This is a genomic window from Kocuria sp. HSID16901 (genome assembly GCF_003989425.1).
Lineage (GTDB): Bacteria > Actinomycetota > Actinomycetes > Actinomycetales > Micrococcaceae > Rothia > Rothia massiliensis.
In genome coordinates this window covers 16,318-29,584 of sequence record NZ_RBLM01000003.1, presented here as the reverse complement: position 1 = coordinate 29,584, position 13,267 = coordinate 16,318, and the positions used below count along the sequence as shown (strand labels likewise).

The 13,267-nt window shown below is 61.7% G+C and carries 12 protein-coding genes; 6 read left to right on the top strand and 6 right to left on the bottom strand.

Annotated elements, in window-relative coordinates; translation table 11 throughout:
- Positions 1-51: 51 nt before the first annotated feature.
- Positions 52-978, bottom strand: coding sequence for an NAD-dependent epimerase/dehydratase family protein (locus D8M21_RS05175; RefSeq protein ID WP_048682383.1), 927 nt, complete (start codon positions 976-978; stop codon positions 52-54).
- A 127-nt stretch (positions 979-1,105) separates the two neighbouring features.
- Here D8M21_RS05175 and D8M21_RS05170 point away from each other — a divergent pair, with 127 nt between their 5' ends.
- The gene (locus D8M21_RS05170; RefSeq protein WP_065424304.1) at positions 1,106-1,786 is read left to right on the top strand and encodes a TetR/AcrR family transcriptional regulator; all 681 of its coding nucleotides are present in this window, start codon (positions 1,106-1,108) and stop codon (positions 1,784-1,786) included.
- On the opposite strand, the gene D8M21_RS05165 is transcribed toward D8M21_RS05170, so the two are convergent.
- The gene (locus D8M21_RS05165; protein ID WP_053090014.1) at positions 1,783-2,391 is read right to left on the bottom strand and encodes a TetR/AcrR family transcriptional regulator; all 609 of its coding nucleotides are present in this window, start codon (positions 2,389-2,391) and stop codon (positions 1,783-1,785) included. The genes D8M21_RS05170 and D8M21_RS05165 overlap by 4 nt on opposite strands.
- 84 nt (positions 2,392-2,475) lie before the next feature.
- Here D8M21_RS05165 and D8M21_RS05160 point away from each other — a divergent pair, with 84 nt between their 5' ends.
- The 3 genes from D8M21_RS05160 to D8M21_RS05150 all read left to right on the top strand — a co-directional run bounded on the left by D8M21_RS05160 (position 2,476) and on the right by D8M21_RS05150 (position 5,815).
- Entirely contained in the window at positions 2,476-3,999 is a 1,524-nt protein-coding gene (locus tag D8M21_RS05160; protein WP_048682389.1) for an MFS transporter, read from the top strand.
- A gap of 100 nt (positions 4,000-4,099) precedes the next feature.
- Positions 4,100-5,353 (top strand): glutaminase, encoded by a 1,254-nt coding sequence (locus D8M21_RS05155; RefSeq protein ID WP_126855697.1) that lies wholly within the window; start codon positions 4,100-4,102, stop codon positions 5,351-5,353.
- A 42-nt stretch (positions 5,354-5,395) separates the two neighbouring features.
- On the top strand, positions 5,396-5,815 hold the full coding sequence (locus D8M21_RS05150) for a DCC1-like thiol-disulfide oxidoreductase family protein (protein ID WP_082156833.1): 420 nt from the start codon (positions 5,396-5,398) through the stop codon (positions 5,813-5,815).
- Here D8M21_RS05150 and D8M21_RS05145 read toward each other — a convergent pair.
- Positions 5,788-6,390 (bottom strand): TetR/AcrR family transcriptional regulator, encoded by a 603-nt coding sequence (locus D8M21_RS05145; protein ID WP_048682398.1) that lies wholly within the window; start codon positions 6,388-6,390, stop codon positions 5,788-5,790. The two genes, D8M21_RS05150 and D8M21_RS05145, sit on opposite strands and share 28 nt — an antisense overlap.
- Positions 6,391-6,671: 281 nt before the next feature.
- Between D8M21_RS05145 and D8M21_RS05140 the strand changes: the two genes are divergently transcribed.
- Both D8M21_RS05140 and D8M21_RS05135 read left to right on the top strand, forming a co-directional pair.
- Positions 6,672-7,826 carry an LLM class flavin-dependent oxidoreductase gene (locus tag D8M21_RS05140; RefSeq protein WP_048682400.1) on the top strand — a complete coding sequence of 385 codons (1,155 nt, stop codon included), beginning with the start codon at positions 6,672-6,674 and terminating at the stop codon, positions 7,824-7,826.
- Positions 7,819-8,565, top strand: coding sequence for a CE1759 family FMN reductase (locus D8M21_RS05135; protein ID WP_065424305.1), 747 nt, complete (start codon positions 7,819-7,821; stop codon positions 8,563-8,565). Before D8M21_RS05140 ends, D8M21_RS05135 begins: the two co-directional genes overlap by 8 nt.
- Before the next feature lie 26 nt (positions 8,566-8,591).
- Here D8M21_RS05135 and D8M21_RS05130 read toward each other — a convergent pair whose 3' ends face one another.
- From D8M21_RS05130 to D8M21_RS05120, 3 genes are all read right to left on the bottom strand, one after another.
- Positions 8,592-10,523 (bottom strand): poly(ethylene terephthalate) hydrolase family protein, encoded by a 1,932-nt coding sequence (locus D8M21_RS05130; protein WP_048682403.1) that lies wholly within the window; start codon positions 10,521-10,523, stop codon positions 8,592-8,594.
- Positions 10,524-10,684: 161 nt separating this feature from the next.
- Positions 10,685-12,241, bottom strand: coding sequence for a glycoside hydrolase family 30 protein (locus D8M21_RS05125; RefSeq protein WP_161800287.1), 1,557 nt, complete (start codon positions 12,239-12,241; stop codon positions 10,685-10,687).
- A 37-nt stretch (positions 12,242-12,278) separates the two neighbouring features.
- Positions 12,279-13,202 carry a glycosyl hydrolase family 18 protein gene (locus D8M21_RS05120; protein WP_048682408.1) on the bottom strand — a complete coding sequence of 308 codons (924 nt, stop codon included), beginning with the start codon at positions 13,200-13,202 and terminating at the stop codon, positions 12,279-12,281.
- Between the last annotated feature and the right edge of the window lie 65 nt (positions 13,203-13,267).

The window sequence follows — 13,267 nt, the reverse complement described above, 5'->3', positions numbered from 1 at the left end:
GAGATGATGTGATGGCTCACCTTGTTGTCAGCTTACCGCCAGCTTCGCTAGTCAGGGGGTCGTGACGGACAGAATGTGTCGGACGGCGGAGCGTAGCGGCGTCGCCTCCAGCCCATATCGATCACTCAGTATTCCCGGCCTCATGAGCACAGGTCGCGTCCACAAATAGGACTGGTTCGATAACTCTCGAAGCATCGGATGCATCCAGCTCATGACCCGAAGCAGTCCCGCCGGCACGGGGCGGATGGTTCGACGCCGCACCCCCGCCTCCTCACTCACCACACGGTTCAGTTCTTCCAAGCTGCACTCTGTAATCGACGGGGCGTGCGCTATGAGATCCCCCTTGGGCGCCAGCTCCGCGGCGTTTTCCGCGGCCGCGATCATGGACGTTGCCAAGTCAGGGATATAGGTCAACGTGTGTTGCAGACGAGGGTTTCCCATGGCGTATCCGGCTCTACCTCGCGGGCGCGGAACCATCACCGCCAAATGCGCCACCGAGGTCGATGGTTCCGCAGTCGGCCCCCACAGGTCCGAGGCGACGATGCTGAGCGTGGTCGCGTCGTGCTCGCGCCGGGCCGCGAGAAGTTCCGCTCGCACCTGGCCCATCGGGCTTCGCGGCGCCAAGGCATCGCCCTCCGTCAGGTCTTCAGCCCCCGCCCCAAATCCGTACACGGATTCCGGAAAGACCACCGGGATATTCGCATCGGCGGCCAAGTCCATGACGGCTCGCTCCTGGTCTGGGAGCATCTTTCGCCAAGCATCGGCGTCATACGCCGCGTGAACGCAGTGAAACACCGCAGCCACATCCCGCATGGCCCGAGCCAGAAGACGCCGGTCGGAAACATCCCCCACCAGAACCTCAGCCCCTTCCACCGACTTCTGGCTACGCCGCAAGACCACCGCCTGGTGGCCCGCTTCGACTAAATTCCGCACCATTTGGGTGCCGATCTGACCCGCACCCGTGACGAGGTATTTCATGACCCACCACTTTCCGAGAGCAGTGCTCTCTAGTTGATGACTTTCAGCCTAGCCCTCACTCGAAGACACTTCAAGAGCAGTGCTCTCTTTTCAAAGGTGTGGATCGAACCCGTGGCACACTGAATTCATGAGCACCTCACGCCCCACTCGCGCGGAGAGTCGCGCACATATGGAGGCAGCAATCCTCGAGGCCGGCCGCCAACAGCTGGCAACGCGCGGAGCCGCCAACCTGTCCTTGCGCGAAGTCGCGCGCACGATCGGCGTCGTCTCCTCAGCGGTGTACCGGTACGTGTCGAGTAAAGAGGAGCTACTGACGGCGCTATTGGTCGATGCCTACGAATCTCTCGGCGACGCCGTCACCCAGAACCTGGACCCCTCGGCGGAACCAGCCACACGCTTTCGATCCATTGCCCACGCCATGCGGGACTGGGCACTGAGACACCGGGAACAGTGGGCGCTTCTCTACGGTTCACCCGTTCCCGGCTATGCGGCGCCGGAAGAGCGCACCACGAACGCAGGAACGCGAGTCATCGGAATGCTGATCGCCACCATCTCGGAGGGGAACCCACCCGTAAGCCAACCCTCCGAGGCGCTGACTGCATGGGTCGTTCCCGAGGTGGAAAAGATGGGCGTCGAAGCCTCTCCCCGTCACATCGCCTTCGGCATCGAGGCATGGGGAACGTTGATCGGCACCATCAGCATGGAACTCTTCGGACAACTCGGTCCGTTGCCAGAGGAATTGGGCGATGAGATCTTCACACGCACCACGGAATCGCTGATTCGGCGCCTCACCGGCGACGGTGCCTAGGCCCCACCCTTAATCCGGTCCACAAGGGCCAGCAGGTCTTCCAGGCCATCGGGGCTCATGATCGACGCGGACCCGGGGGCCGAATCACGCAGGCCGTCTACGACCGGCATTCCCTCCGAATCGACCCCACCACCTGCCATGGCGGCGTTGTAATACAGACCATCACCCATCAGCAGAATGGCGGAGGCCGTCACGGGATTTCCGACCTCCTCCAGAATGATCTCGTACCAGTCCGCGTGAATGCGGCGCATGGCTTCACGGGCTTTAGGTTGCGCTTCCTGCCCCAGGCTCAACACGGCGATGAAGGTGCGGTCAATCGGAGCACCCTGACTGGAATCGTCATTGAGGTAAAAGGCCGACGAGCGCACGTAATACCTTGAAGCCCCTTCGCCCGAAGAACGCATCAGCTCGCAATCCTCGGCCGCGTACTCCAATAGTCGTTCGATCAAGCCGTCAGCCAGAGCGTTTTTGTCTTTGAAGTGATACAGCAGGCCACCCTTGGAGACCTCGGCCCGTGCAGCCACCGCATCCATGGTGGCGGCGCGTTCCCCCTCCGAAATCAAGATGGATTCGTAAGCGTCCACAATTCGGTTCTTTGCGCTCATGATTTCGACCCTAGCCTCTTGGAAGTAAACCGTCCAGACGGTACAGTACCGTAAGAAGTCACCCCATTCTCGGAGAGGAGCAGCATGTCACCGTCACTACGACGCAAAGGTGAGCGCCCTCAGCACCATGACCGCCGTTGGGCCGCCCTCGCCGTCCTCATGCTTCCGGTGCTCTTGATCGCCGTCGATAACACCGTCCTCTCCTTTGCCCTGCCGGCCATCTCCGGGGATCTCGAACCCACCGGGCCACAGCTGTTGTGGATCGTGGATATCTATTCCCTCGTTCTCGCCGGCTTATTGGTTCCCATGGGAAGCCTCGGGGATCGCATCGGCCGACGCCGAATCCTTCTGATCGGGAGTACTGGGTTTGCGGTGATCTCCCTCGCGGCTGCCTTCGCCCCTTCCGCCGAATGGCTCATCGCGGCCCGTGCGGCCATGGGCCTCTTCGGATCGGTGCTCATGCCGGCCACGCTCTCGCTGATTCGCAACATCTTCGTGGACCCGCAGGAACGCCGTCGAGCCATTGCCATCTGGGCCGCAGGGTTCTCTGGCGGGGCCGCACTCGGGCCCATTGTGGGCGGTTTCTTGCTCGAACATTTCTCATGGGGCTCGGTCTTCTTGCTGGCCGTTCCCGTCTTGATTCCCCTCTTGGTTTTCGCCCCCATGCTGGTTCCAGAGTCCAAGGATCCCTCGCCCAATCCCATCGACCTCATCAGCATCGTTCTCGTGATGGCCACCATGACGCCGCTCGTTTACGGCATCAAGACGTTCGCGAGCGACGGGCTCCGGGGCGACGTCGTCGTAGGCTTGGTGGTCGCGGTGGTCGCTGGCTTCGCGTTCGTTCGTCGGCAGTTGCGCCGGCCCGACCCCATGCTGGACGTCCGGCTCTTCACCAACTCGGCGTTCTCCGGGGCCGTCTTGGCGAACTTGCTGAGCGTGTTCTCGCTGGTGGGTTTCTTGTATTTCATCTCTCAGCACCTCCAGCTGATCAGCGGCAAGACCCCGCTTCAGGCCGGAATCGTCCTGATTCCCGGCTTGGCGGCGACGGTCATTTCGGGCCTCGCCGTGGTTCCCGTGGTGCGCCGCTTCACGCCGGCCCAGGTGGTTTCGGGCGGTCTCGCGCTGAATGCCGTCGGGTTCGGCATCGTGACCATTGCCGGACCGGCCGGTTCGGACCTCGGCCTGATCACCGCATTCGTGATTCTCGGAGCGGGTATCGGTGCCGCGGAAACCATTTCGAACGACGTCATTCTCTCCGCGGTACCCGCGCACAAGGCGGGGGCGGCGTCGGCCATCTCAGAGACGGCCTACGAAACCGGAGCGGTCCTCGGAACGGCCGTGCTGGGATCCATCCTCAACGCCGCCTACTCGTCTCACCTGACCATTCCGGCGGGCATTCCCGACGACGCACGAGCCGCCGCCCAAGAAACCCTCGGGGGTGCCACGGAAGTGGCCTCTCACGTGGGAGGCGACGCCGGGGCACAACTCCTCGAGTCGGCACGTTCGGCCTTCGACTCGGGGGTCGCGCTCACCTCGGGAATCGGCGTGGTCCTCATGATCCTTGCGGCCGCAATGTCCCTGCGGACGCTGCGGAAGGCGGAGTCCTAAACCGTGTGATCGCGGATGCCCTCACGGGCTCACATTTCGCATAGGCTCGACGTGCACCGAATCGCAATCGTGGTCACCGCCGATCACCAGGAAGGACCCAGTGGAGTCTCCCGTACGCAAGTACATGCTGCAGTTGCTTGAGGAAACCCGAGGCCAGGATGGGGGCGAACTCGCCGACTACATCCCGGAATTGGCCAAGGCCCGCCCGGATGTCTTTGCCATCGCGATGACCACCATCGAGGGACGCACCTATTCCGTGGGCGACGACGAGCGCGAGTTCACCATCCAGTCGATTTCCAAGCCGTTCGCCTACGCGGCCGCCCTGACGGATCGCGGGCTCGACGCCGTGGCGGCCAAGGTGGGCGTCGAGCCCACAGGCGAGGCCTTCAACGAGCTCTCCCTGGAGCGGGGCACCAACCGACCCAAGAACCCCCTGATCAACGCAGGCGCCATCACGATCCACAGCATGCTCGCGGAGCCGGGCTCCTCACTCGAGGAACGGGCCGAACGGACGGTGGAGTTTTTCTCGCGCCTCGCGGGCAGACATCTCGAGATGGACGAATCCGTGTTCCGCTCCGAGCTGGAAACGGCAGATCGCAATTTCGCCTTGGCGCACATGCTCCGCAATTTGGGCGTCTTCGAGGAGCACGCACACCAAGCGGTGGCCGGTTATGTCGCCCAATGCGCCATCAAGGTCACGGTGCGCGACCTCGCCGTCATGGGAGCGACCCTCGCGAATCGCGGCGTGCACCCGTTTACCGGTGAGCACGTGGCGAGCCGTGAGGTCGCACGCCAGGTGCTCGCGGTCATGGTGTCCGCCGGAATGTACGACGCCTCCGGAACGTGGTTCTCGAACGTCGGCATTCCCGCCAAGTCCGGCGTCTCCGGCGGTATTCTCGGTGTCTTGCCGGGCCAGGTAGGCATCGGTGTCATGTCCCCGCGCCTGGATCGCCAAGGAAACAGCGTCCGCGGCGTCCGGGTTTTCAATAAGCTCTCACAGGACATGGGCCTGCACCTACTCGACGCCGGCATCTTCGGCTCGAACGTCATCCGCTCCGTCAGCGAGGAGCCTCACGAGACCATCATGCGGATGCAGGGTGTCATTCAGTTCTCGGGTGCCGAGGCGATCATGCACCGCTTGGCGGGCCTCGAGTGCGCTTCGGGCACCATGGTCTTCGACCTCTCCCGCGTCACCCGCCTCGACGCGATGGCGCGCCGCATGTTCTTGGAGGGCCTCCGGCGCCTCATCGCAGACGGTCACCGCGTCGAAATCATCGACCCCGACGACGTCCTTCCCGACCCCAACCTCGGCGGCGACGTCTACCCGGTCCAGCGAGAATCCGACCGGGGCTAACCTCGAAGCCGCCGGCGTTGACGGGCGGGATAACCTCAAGTCATGAGGGTATTCGTGTACGACGACAACTGCGGGCCATGCGTTCCGCTGGCCCGCCTGCTCGCACAACGCACGCGCGGTCGCCTCGAGGTCATCCCCTTTTCGCGGGTAATTACTGAACTCTCAGAGGACGACGTCGAGCGCTTCACCGAAGAAGCCCTCTACGCCGCCGGACCAGCCCCTGCTCCGGGAACAGCCCTTCCCGACGCCGCGCACCTCTGGGGCCATCGAGCCATTGCGGCTGGACTCGCGGCATCGCATCATCGGGCGGACCGACTCCTGGCGCGCATTATTCTCGCGCCCGGCGTTACGGCCGTTTCCCAGCTGGCGTATCGGTGGTTCTCGCGCAACCGTTGGCGCTTCGGCGGAGGCTCCTGTGCGGTCAACCCCGCAGGTCAGACCCCCACGTCGCCCACGAGGTAACGCTGGATTGTCGGCCCCATAATCTCGGCGATTTCCTGCGGCTCCATTCGGGCCAAATCCGACTCCTCGACAAACACGTACCGAGCGATGGCCAAGCCCACCATCTGAGAGATCACCAGGCTCGCCCGCAGATTCACGTGGTCGATATCGCCCATGCGCGCCGCGAGCCTCCCTCCAATGATTCCGCGAATGGCCGCCTGCAACTGGCTGACCAAGAGCCGGTCCTCCCCAATCGACATCAGATTGGCCCGGATCGCGGCGCTGACCCCGGGGCTCTCCCACGCCGTGATCATCGTGAGGACCAGCTTGTTCCCGAGCTCTCCCACCGGCGTCGTCTGGAAAACCTCGTCGGCGATCTCCTCTGGGACGAAGTCCGTGGGTTTACCCAGCAGACACTCGGAAAATAGCTCCGACTTGCAGGAGAAATAATGGTGCATCAGGGACGGATCCACGTTTGACGCACGGGCAATCGACCGCATGGAGGTCTTGGCGTACCCCTGCTCTTGAAACAGCTCTCGAGCCCGAGCCAGGATCTCCCCGCGGGTGTCACATTTTCCGGGACGGCGTCCTCTCATCTCTTCCTCGCTTCAATCGCGGGCAGATCGCCGCCCACAGCATTTCGGCGCCGCCCCATTTCTCAACGCCGCCTCCGCGCGGCGCTTGGGTCCTTAAGGCCCCATTCTTCCAAGAAAAACTCGAAAGTACATAAACTTTGTAGCGCCACATCAGGCTCGGGACATCGCACCCACCCCACGTCGAAATTACTTTACAATTCACGTATTTTTCTCCGGGAATAAGCGGGACATCACGAATGTTGATAGGGTCAGAACAACGAACCACGACCCAGGAGGAAACCATGCAACTCGGCATCATGACTGTGGGGGACGTCACCCAGGACCCCACCACCGGAACCACCCCTAGTGAGAACGAACGCATCAAGGCGACCGTTCAGATCGCCCGCAAGGCGGAAGAAATTGGCCTGGACGTTTTTGCCACGGGGCAGCACCACAACCCGCCGTTCGCGGCCCCGGGCAACCCTCCGACCCTCTTGGGTTACCTCGCGGCGCAAACCAAAAACATTATTCTGTCCACATCCACCACGCTGATCACCACCATGGACCCGGTGCGCCTCGCGGAGGATTACTCCTATGTGCAGCACCTCGCCGATGGCCGCGTGGATATGATGCTCGGCCGAGGAAACACCGGCCCGGTATATCCGTGGTTTGGTCGGGATATCCGCGATGGCATCAATCTCGCGGTGGAGAACTACGCTCTATTGCACCGTCTGTGGCGGGAAGAGGTCGTGAATTGGCAAGGGAAGTTCCGCTCGCCGCTTCAGTCCTTCACCTCGACGCCGCGCCCGCTGGACGGCGTCGCGCCCTTCGTGTGGCACGGCTCCATCCGGACGCCCGAGATCGCGGAACAAGCGGCCTATTACGGCGACGGCTTCTTCCACAACAATATTTTCTGGAACATGAAGCACACGGGCCAGATGATCGACCTGTACCGCGAGCGCTTCGAACACTACGGCCACGGAACGGCCCAGCAAGCGATCGTGGGTCTGGGTGGTCAGTTCTTCATGCGGCCCAACTCCCAGGATGCCCGGCGCGAATTCCGTCCGTACTTCGATAACGCACCGGTTTACGGCCACGGGCCCACGATGGAGGAGTTCACGGATCAGACACCCTTGACCGTGGGTTCCCCGCAGGAGGTCCTCGAAAAGACCCTGTCCTTCCGCGACTACGCGGGCGAGTACCAGCGCCAGCTGTTCCTCGTGGACCACGCCGGTTTGCCGTTGAAGACAGTGCTGGAGCAGATGGATCTGTTCGGGGAGAAGGTCTTGCCGGAGCTCCGTAAGGAATACGCGGCCTCTCACAATCCGGAGGTCCCGGAGGCACCCGTACACCCCCGCGTTCTCGAGGCCCGGCGGGCAGCACAGGCCGAAGCGGAGCGAACCTCTGAGAATCACTCAGCACCGGAAGAGCACGTTGAAGGAGAACGTCATGCGTAACCCCACCATCGTTATCGTGAGCGCGGGCCTCTCGGAGCCTTCCTCCACCGCCTTGCTCGGCGAGCGCCTCGGTGAGGCCACCCGTACAGCGTTGGATCGCGCCGGCGTAAGCGCCTCGGTCGAGACGATCGGCTTGCGCGGCCTCGCCCACGGGATCGCCGACACCATGACCATGGGGTTCCCGTCCGGTGCCGTGGGCGATGCCCTCGACGCCGTGCGAACAGCCGACGCCGTCATCGCGGTGACGCCCACGTTCAAGGCCGGGTACACGGGCCTGTTCAAGTCCTTTTGGGACCTCACGAGCGACGACGATCTCTTGGGCAAGCCCGTGCTCCTGGCCGCGACCGGCGGAACGGCTCGACATTCCCTCATGATCGAGACTGCCCTGCGTCCGCTTTTTGCCTATCTCCACGCCGACGTCGTGCCCACCGGAGTCTTCGCCGCAACGGATGACTTCGGCACGGATACCACCCTGCAAACCCGGATCGACCGTGCCGGTGGGGAGCTCGCGGAGAGGTTAACCTGGAGGCTCGGAGCCACCGGCCGGCAGCACCCGGCCGAGCCTGCTGTCGGTTTGGATTCGTCCGATGTCGCCGAAGATTCCGCCCCAGCTACGGATGCAGGGTCGGGAGAGAAGCGAGCCCCGGTCGGCACGACCCCACAACGGCCCCACTTGGCCGGCGGTGGGGGCCTTCCCGCGCTCAAGGTGACTCCGTTCGAGGATCTCCTCAAGGGCTAACGCGCGAGAAGGCGATTGGCCGGCGTTTAGTGCGGCAGAGGCACGTAGATCACGCTGCCGCCGAGGGCCATCATCGCGAAGAGTGTGACGGTGACGATGGGCCCAAGCCAGACCCGTCCGGTGATGGTGAAAAACGCTCTGTTGAACAGTGGCAGGATCACCATCATCGGCAGCACCGACTGGAGCATATTCACGTAGAGCCAGTCATCCGTCCAGAACACCGTTCCTGTGGAGAAGAACGTGACGTACTGGATCACGAAGATCGCCGCCAGGCCGACCGAATTCGCGAGCGCGGCGATTAGGTAGCCCACCCACTTCTTCTGCCCCGCAATGCGCATCGACCCATTGACGCGTAGCGAATTGCTGAAGAAGAAGACGAAGAGCAACACGATATACATGAGTCCGACCCAGAACCACCGTGCCGAGATCGGGCGAGCCGCAACCACCAGGAAACGGTAGTCGGAATGGAACAGTCCGTAAATCACAGACAGCAACACGTAGAAGCTCGTGACGAGCAGCAGAGCGAGCAGGAGCGTCTTTCCGAAGTCCTTGGCCCCAATCCTGAGCCCCCATGTGCGAGAGCTTGCCCCGCGACGTCGACCGTAGAGCCAGTGTGTCCCAAAAAATAACGCCAAGCCGAACAGGCCATTGACCAAGGACCAGAGCAACACACCGTTGACCATGCGCGCCGGGAAAAACCACGTGTTGACCGAGTTGGTCGCGTCGGGGAACACGAATTTCGTGGCGTTAGAGAGCGGAATAAACGTCACACAGGCCACTGCGGCGGCGACCACCAGCGTGCCCCAGAAGATCAGTTTGCCGACGCCGGTTTGTCGGGCCTGTGGGGCCGGGACCGGCTGAGCGGCAGATCTCAGCGCCGGGATGCGCAGGAACAGCCTGCTCAACGGCAGAAGCATCACCAGCCCACCGACCATGGAGATCAGGTTGAAGACTTCCTTCAGAAACCAGGTCTGATTCCCGCTCGAAAGGTCAGTGTGCCAGTCGAGGGTCGTCGTGAAGAAGTCCATCAGGCCGCCGATGGCGCTGGGCGACATCGGCTGGAAGGGGTGAATCGTCTCGTCGTTGTTGGCGATGCGGTACGTGCGGTCCGAAGCATCGCCGTAAGGGCTACCAGTCTTGACGGAAGAGATGTGCTGGCTCTTGGGTAAACCGGAGTTGATGAACGCGATGGCTTCCGGGGCGTTGGTCAGGTCTCCGTTTCCGTTGGCGTTCCTGTATCCGCCCTCGTCATATCGGGCATAACCGAGGCCGAGGTTCGAATCGATGTTCTTGAAGGACTTGTCGTCGAAATTGCGCAACCATCCCGAGATATACGCCGAACGGATTTTATTGAGGGACCGCGCGTGAGCACGCTCTTCCTCGGTCACGGTCGCACCACCGGACGAGGAGGGATCAGCCGCCTTCTTCAGAGCGTCCTTCTCCAATTTCCCGTAGTGAGCGGCGGCGGTTCTGACCTGGCTACCTCCGGCCGAATGCCCCGTAATTCCAATACGGTCCTGATCTACGTAGTTGAAGGTGGAGGTCTTCGTGACGTAATCGACCGCTGGGATCAGCGCAGAGTCCTTCGAGTCCGGCGCCTGAGAGCTAGATTCGCCTTGGTTATAGGGGTCCACCACCAGCGTGGCCATGCCACGCCGGCTCAGCTCGAGGGAATTGCTGACCTGGGTCTCCTTGGTTCGCTGGAAGCCCGGGGTCACCACAACCATCGGCACCTTATGGTCCTCGCTCGCCGTAACCGGCTTGTACAGGTCCGCGGAAATCACCTGACCATTGGGCCCGGGAATCTTGAGGCTCTGAACCTGAACGGTTCCCGCGTTGGTCTGGACGATATAAGAACCGAGACCTCCCACGAGCACCATGGCCAGACAAATAAGGAGCTTGATGACGTCGCGTCGGACGCCCGTGGCCGGTGCCGTGCGTCGTAAGGAACTGGGCATAGGTGGAGACTTCCTCCCGATAAGGAGCCAAAAAATAGTGTCACTAGGTAATTAGAGCGTACCGCCCCGACGCGCTCAGGCCCTCCAGGATCAATAGGCAACGCGCGACAAGGCACGAGGAGAACCCCCGAGGCCACTCCTCGTGCCGTGCCGCACCGGTGTTACTTCACCTTGTGGTCGCCGTCGTTCAGGACGACGACGGTGGTGGTGTCCCCATTCTGAAAGGCCACAGACGAGAGATTGCCGGAGTTATTCGACTCGATATTCGTGGAACCCGGTGCCACAAAACGGCTGAACTGGGAGTAGTAGTAATACTCCTGGGAGAGTTCGTAGTTGCCGTTGTCCGTGGCGGTCACGAGACCGCGGCACGAATCGCAGGAATCATCGCTTCCAAAATGGGGGTTTCCCTGGCTGTCCTGCATCAAGGACCAGTACAGCGATCCCAAAGCTCCGTGACGCATGGGCCCCATAATGTCCTTCTCCACGGTGTCGCCGAGCTTATCGCGAGCGTCGGTTTCCCCCACCATGTTGGAACCTTCGCTCATCAAGGAGTTCTTTTTCCGCGATTGATCTTGGTAGTTGTTCGGCCCCGAGGGGTTCGTCGAGTTGTAGGAGTGGTACCCCATCATGTCGACGTCGTCCGAACCCGCAACCGGCTCGGAGCCGTCCGGAGTATCCGTATTGTGATCCCACCCGAGGATGCCGACGTCTTGCGGCAGGGCCTGCTTCACCGCGTGGGCCAGCGTTACCTCGTTTTTCCCGGCCTCTGCGGCGTCGGGCGTCCAGTTGCCGTTACTTCCCTGAACAAATTTGCTCAATTGAGTAGTCGGCATTTTCGTATTGGGGTTCAGCGGTTCGTTCTGCAATGAAACCATCCAAGGCTTCAGGCCAATCTGGTCGTAGGCTTCAGCATATTTTTTGAAGTACTGCGCGTAATCCCCGGTTTTATCCATATTGAGCTCATTCGCCCCGCCGTCGTCGTTACCGGGATGAAGCTGTCCGCTCTTTTTGGCCCAGCCCGGAGCGGTCCATGGGGTACCGATGAGCTTGAAATCTTGACCGGAGAGTTTCTTAGCCTGCTGCAGCATCTCGATCTCCCGCTGATCGCTCGGGTGCTTATCAATCGAGAAGGTATCCGCCCCACCGTCCTGCAAGGAGTGATAGTCATCGGGATCGGACATGAGATCCGTTGATCCCATCGGCGCGCGGGCGATGTTCAGATGAGCATCGTCTGCACCTTGGCCATAAAGCTTCTGCATGATCTCATCGCGGTTCGGTGAATGCTGAAGCAAGAAGGCCGCCGAGTCGGTCATGGTGGCCCCGAAGCCAGCTACCTGTCCGTAGTTCGTGTCTGGCTTCGTACGAATATCGCCCGACGACGGACCGCCGCTCGTATTTTCGGCGTCGAATTGCTGGACCTTGTACTTGAGGTTGTTCTTCCCCTGGTCCGCAGTCGTGAGATACATCGTGGGCTTCTGGCCCTTCTTCATCACGTACGTCGCCACCGACTTGTCCGGCATGGCGGTGTCGAAATCAGCACCGCCGGCCTGAAGGTGGAAGCTGGTTCCGTTTTTCCCCAGGTCGGGCAGGTTTGCGGAACTCGCGGGACCGTCGGCCATGGCAGCGGAGGAGGAGAGGATTCCGGATGTCGCGACAAGGGCGACCGCCGAGATCGCGCCCAGTGTGGCGCGGGAGGGCATTCTGAGGGTCTTACTCATGGTGTTCGTTCCCTTCGACATGGGTCAGTGCTGAAATTCACTGGATCTCGGCGAGAGCCTTGGAGTACTCGTAGCCGTCGTGGACGTCTTTCTCGAGCTGCCAGAAGGAGAGCTTTTGGGCTCCGTGTTCCACGGCGTATCCCTCGAGATCGCGAGCATTCTGCACGCTGAAGTACTGTTGGTCGCCGTCCTTCTTGGCGCAGAAGGTGACTCCGAGCCCGGGATGCTGGTCACCGAAGACGCCCTGGAGCTGACCGTTGGTGGCATCGATGGCTTTCCTGCCATCGGCCACGGTGTCCTCATCCTCACCGAAGTCCATCGCCATGATGTTCACAGTGTTCACTGCCACGCCTTTGTCCTTGGTGTCGGCAAGCACGCCCTGGGTATCGCGGTCGATTCCATCGGGGCCCACCGGGACCGTGTAGTCCACTTTGACGTCGGGGCGCTCCCTCTGGAGTTGGGCCAGTGCCTCATTGCGTCGTTGGTTGGCAGCGTCGTCTTTCTGTGCCCCGCCTTCGATATCGAAGTCCAGGTGATTGACCCCGTAGGTATCCACTATGTTTTCGTAGGCGCTCTTGATCTTGGCGACGTCGTTACACGTGTGAGCCACCATGTGATCACCGTTGCTGGCTCCGCCGAAGGAGATGGTGACGTCGCCACCGTTCTTCTGGAATTCCGAGATCTGGTCCTTCATGTATCCGGAGCCGTCGCTGCTCGAGGCGTCCCATTGAACGTCGCAATTCCCGGAATATGAATTCAGGAACGCGAGGGTGGCTGCGTTGACCCCGGAGGCCTGCTGAGCGTCGTTAATCGTGTGGAAATTATCCGCATTGACGTCGATATACGGAGATACCTCATGTGCGGGGGCGGCGGGGACATCGGCCATGGCCGCCTGAGATCCGAGGGACAGCGCGGTGGTTCCGAGGAGACCGGCGGCGAGGAGGGTGCGGGAGAGTTTCATGGTTTCTCCTAAGAAGAGTGAATGTGGGTGAGGTTCCCGGCCGACGAAGGGCCGTCGTTTCAGCG

Excerpts from the sequence above, each read along its gene's own strand:
- D8M21_RS05175 (WP_048682383.1), bottom strand. The coding sequence starts at position 978 with ATGAAATACCTCGTCACGGGTGCGGGTCAGATCGGCACCCAAATGGTG.
- D8M21_RS05170 (WP_065424304.1), top strand. The coding sequence starts at position 1,106 with ATGAGCACCTCACGCCCCACTCGCGCGGAGAGTCGCGCACATATGGAG.
- D8M21_RS05165 (WP_053090014.1), bottom strand. The coding sequence starts at position 2,391 with ATGAGCGCAAAGAACCGAATTGTGGACGCTTACGAATCCATCTTGATT.
- D8M21_RS05160 (WP_048682389.1), top strand. The coding sequence starts at position 2,476 with ATGTCACCGTCACTACGACGCAAAGGTGAGCGCCCTCAGCACCATGAC.
- D8M21_RS05150 (WP_082156833.1), top strand. The coding sequence starts at position 5,396 with ATGAGGGTATTCGTGTACGACGACAACTGCGGGCCATGCGTTCCGCTG.
- D8M21_RS05145 (WP_048682398.1), bottom strand. The coding sequence starts at position 6,390 with ATGAGAGGACGCCGTCCCGGAAAATGTGACACCCGCGGGGAGATCCTG.
- D8M21_RS05140 (WP_048682400.1), top strand. The coding sequence starts at position 6,672 with ATGCAACTCGGCATCATGACTGTGGGGGACGTCACCCAGGACCCCACC.
- D8M21_RS05135 (WP_065424305.1), top strand. The coding sequence starts at position 7,819 with ATGCGTAACCCCACCATCGTTATCGTGAGCGCGGGCCTCTCGGAGCCT.
- D8M21_RS05130 (WP_048682403.1), bottom strand. The coding sequence starts at position 10,523 with ATGCCCAGTTCCTTACGACGCACGGCACCGGCCACGGGCGTCCGACGC.
- D8M21_RS05125 (WP_161800287.1), bottom strand. The coding sequence starts at position 12,241 with ATGAGTAAGACCCTCAGAATGCCCTCCCGCGCCACACTGGGCGCGATC.
- D8M21_RS05120 (WP_048682408.1), bottom strand. The coding sequence starts at position 13,202 with ATGAAACTCTCCCGCACCCTCCTCGCCGCCGGTCTCCTCGGAACCACC.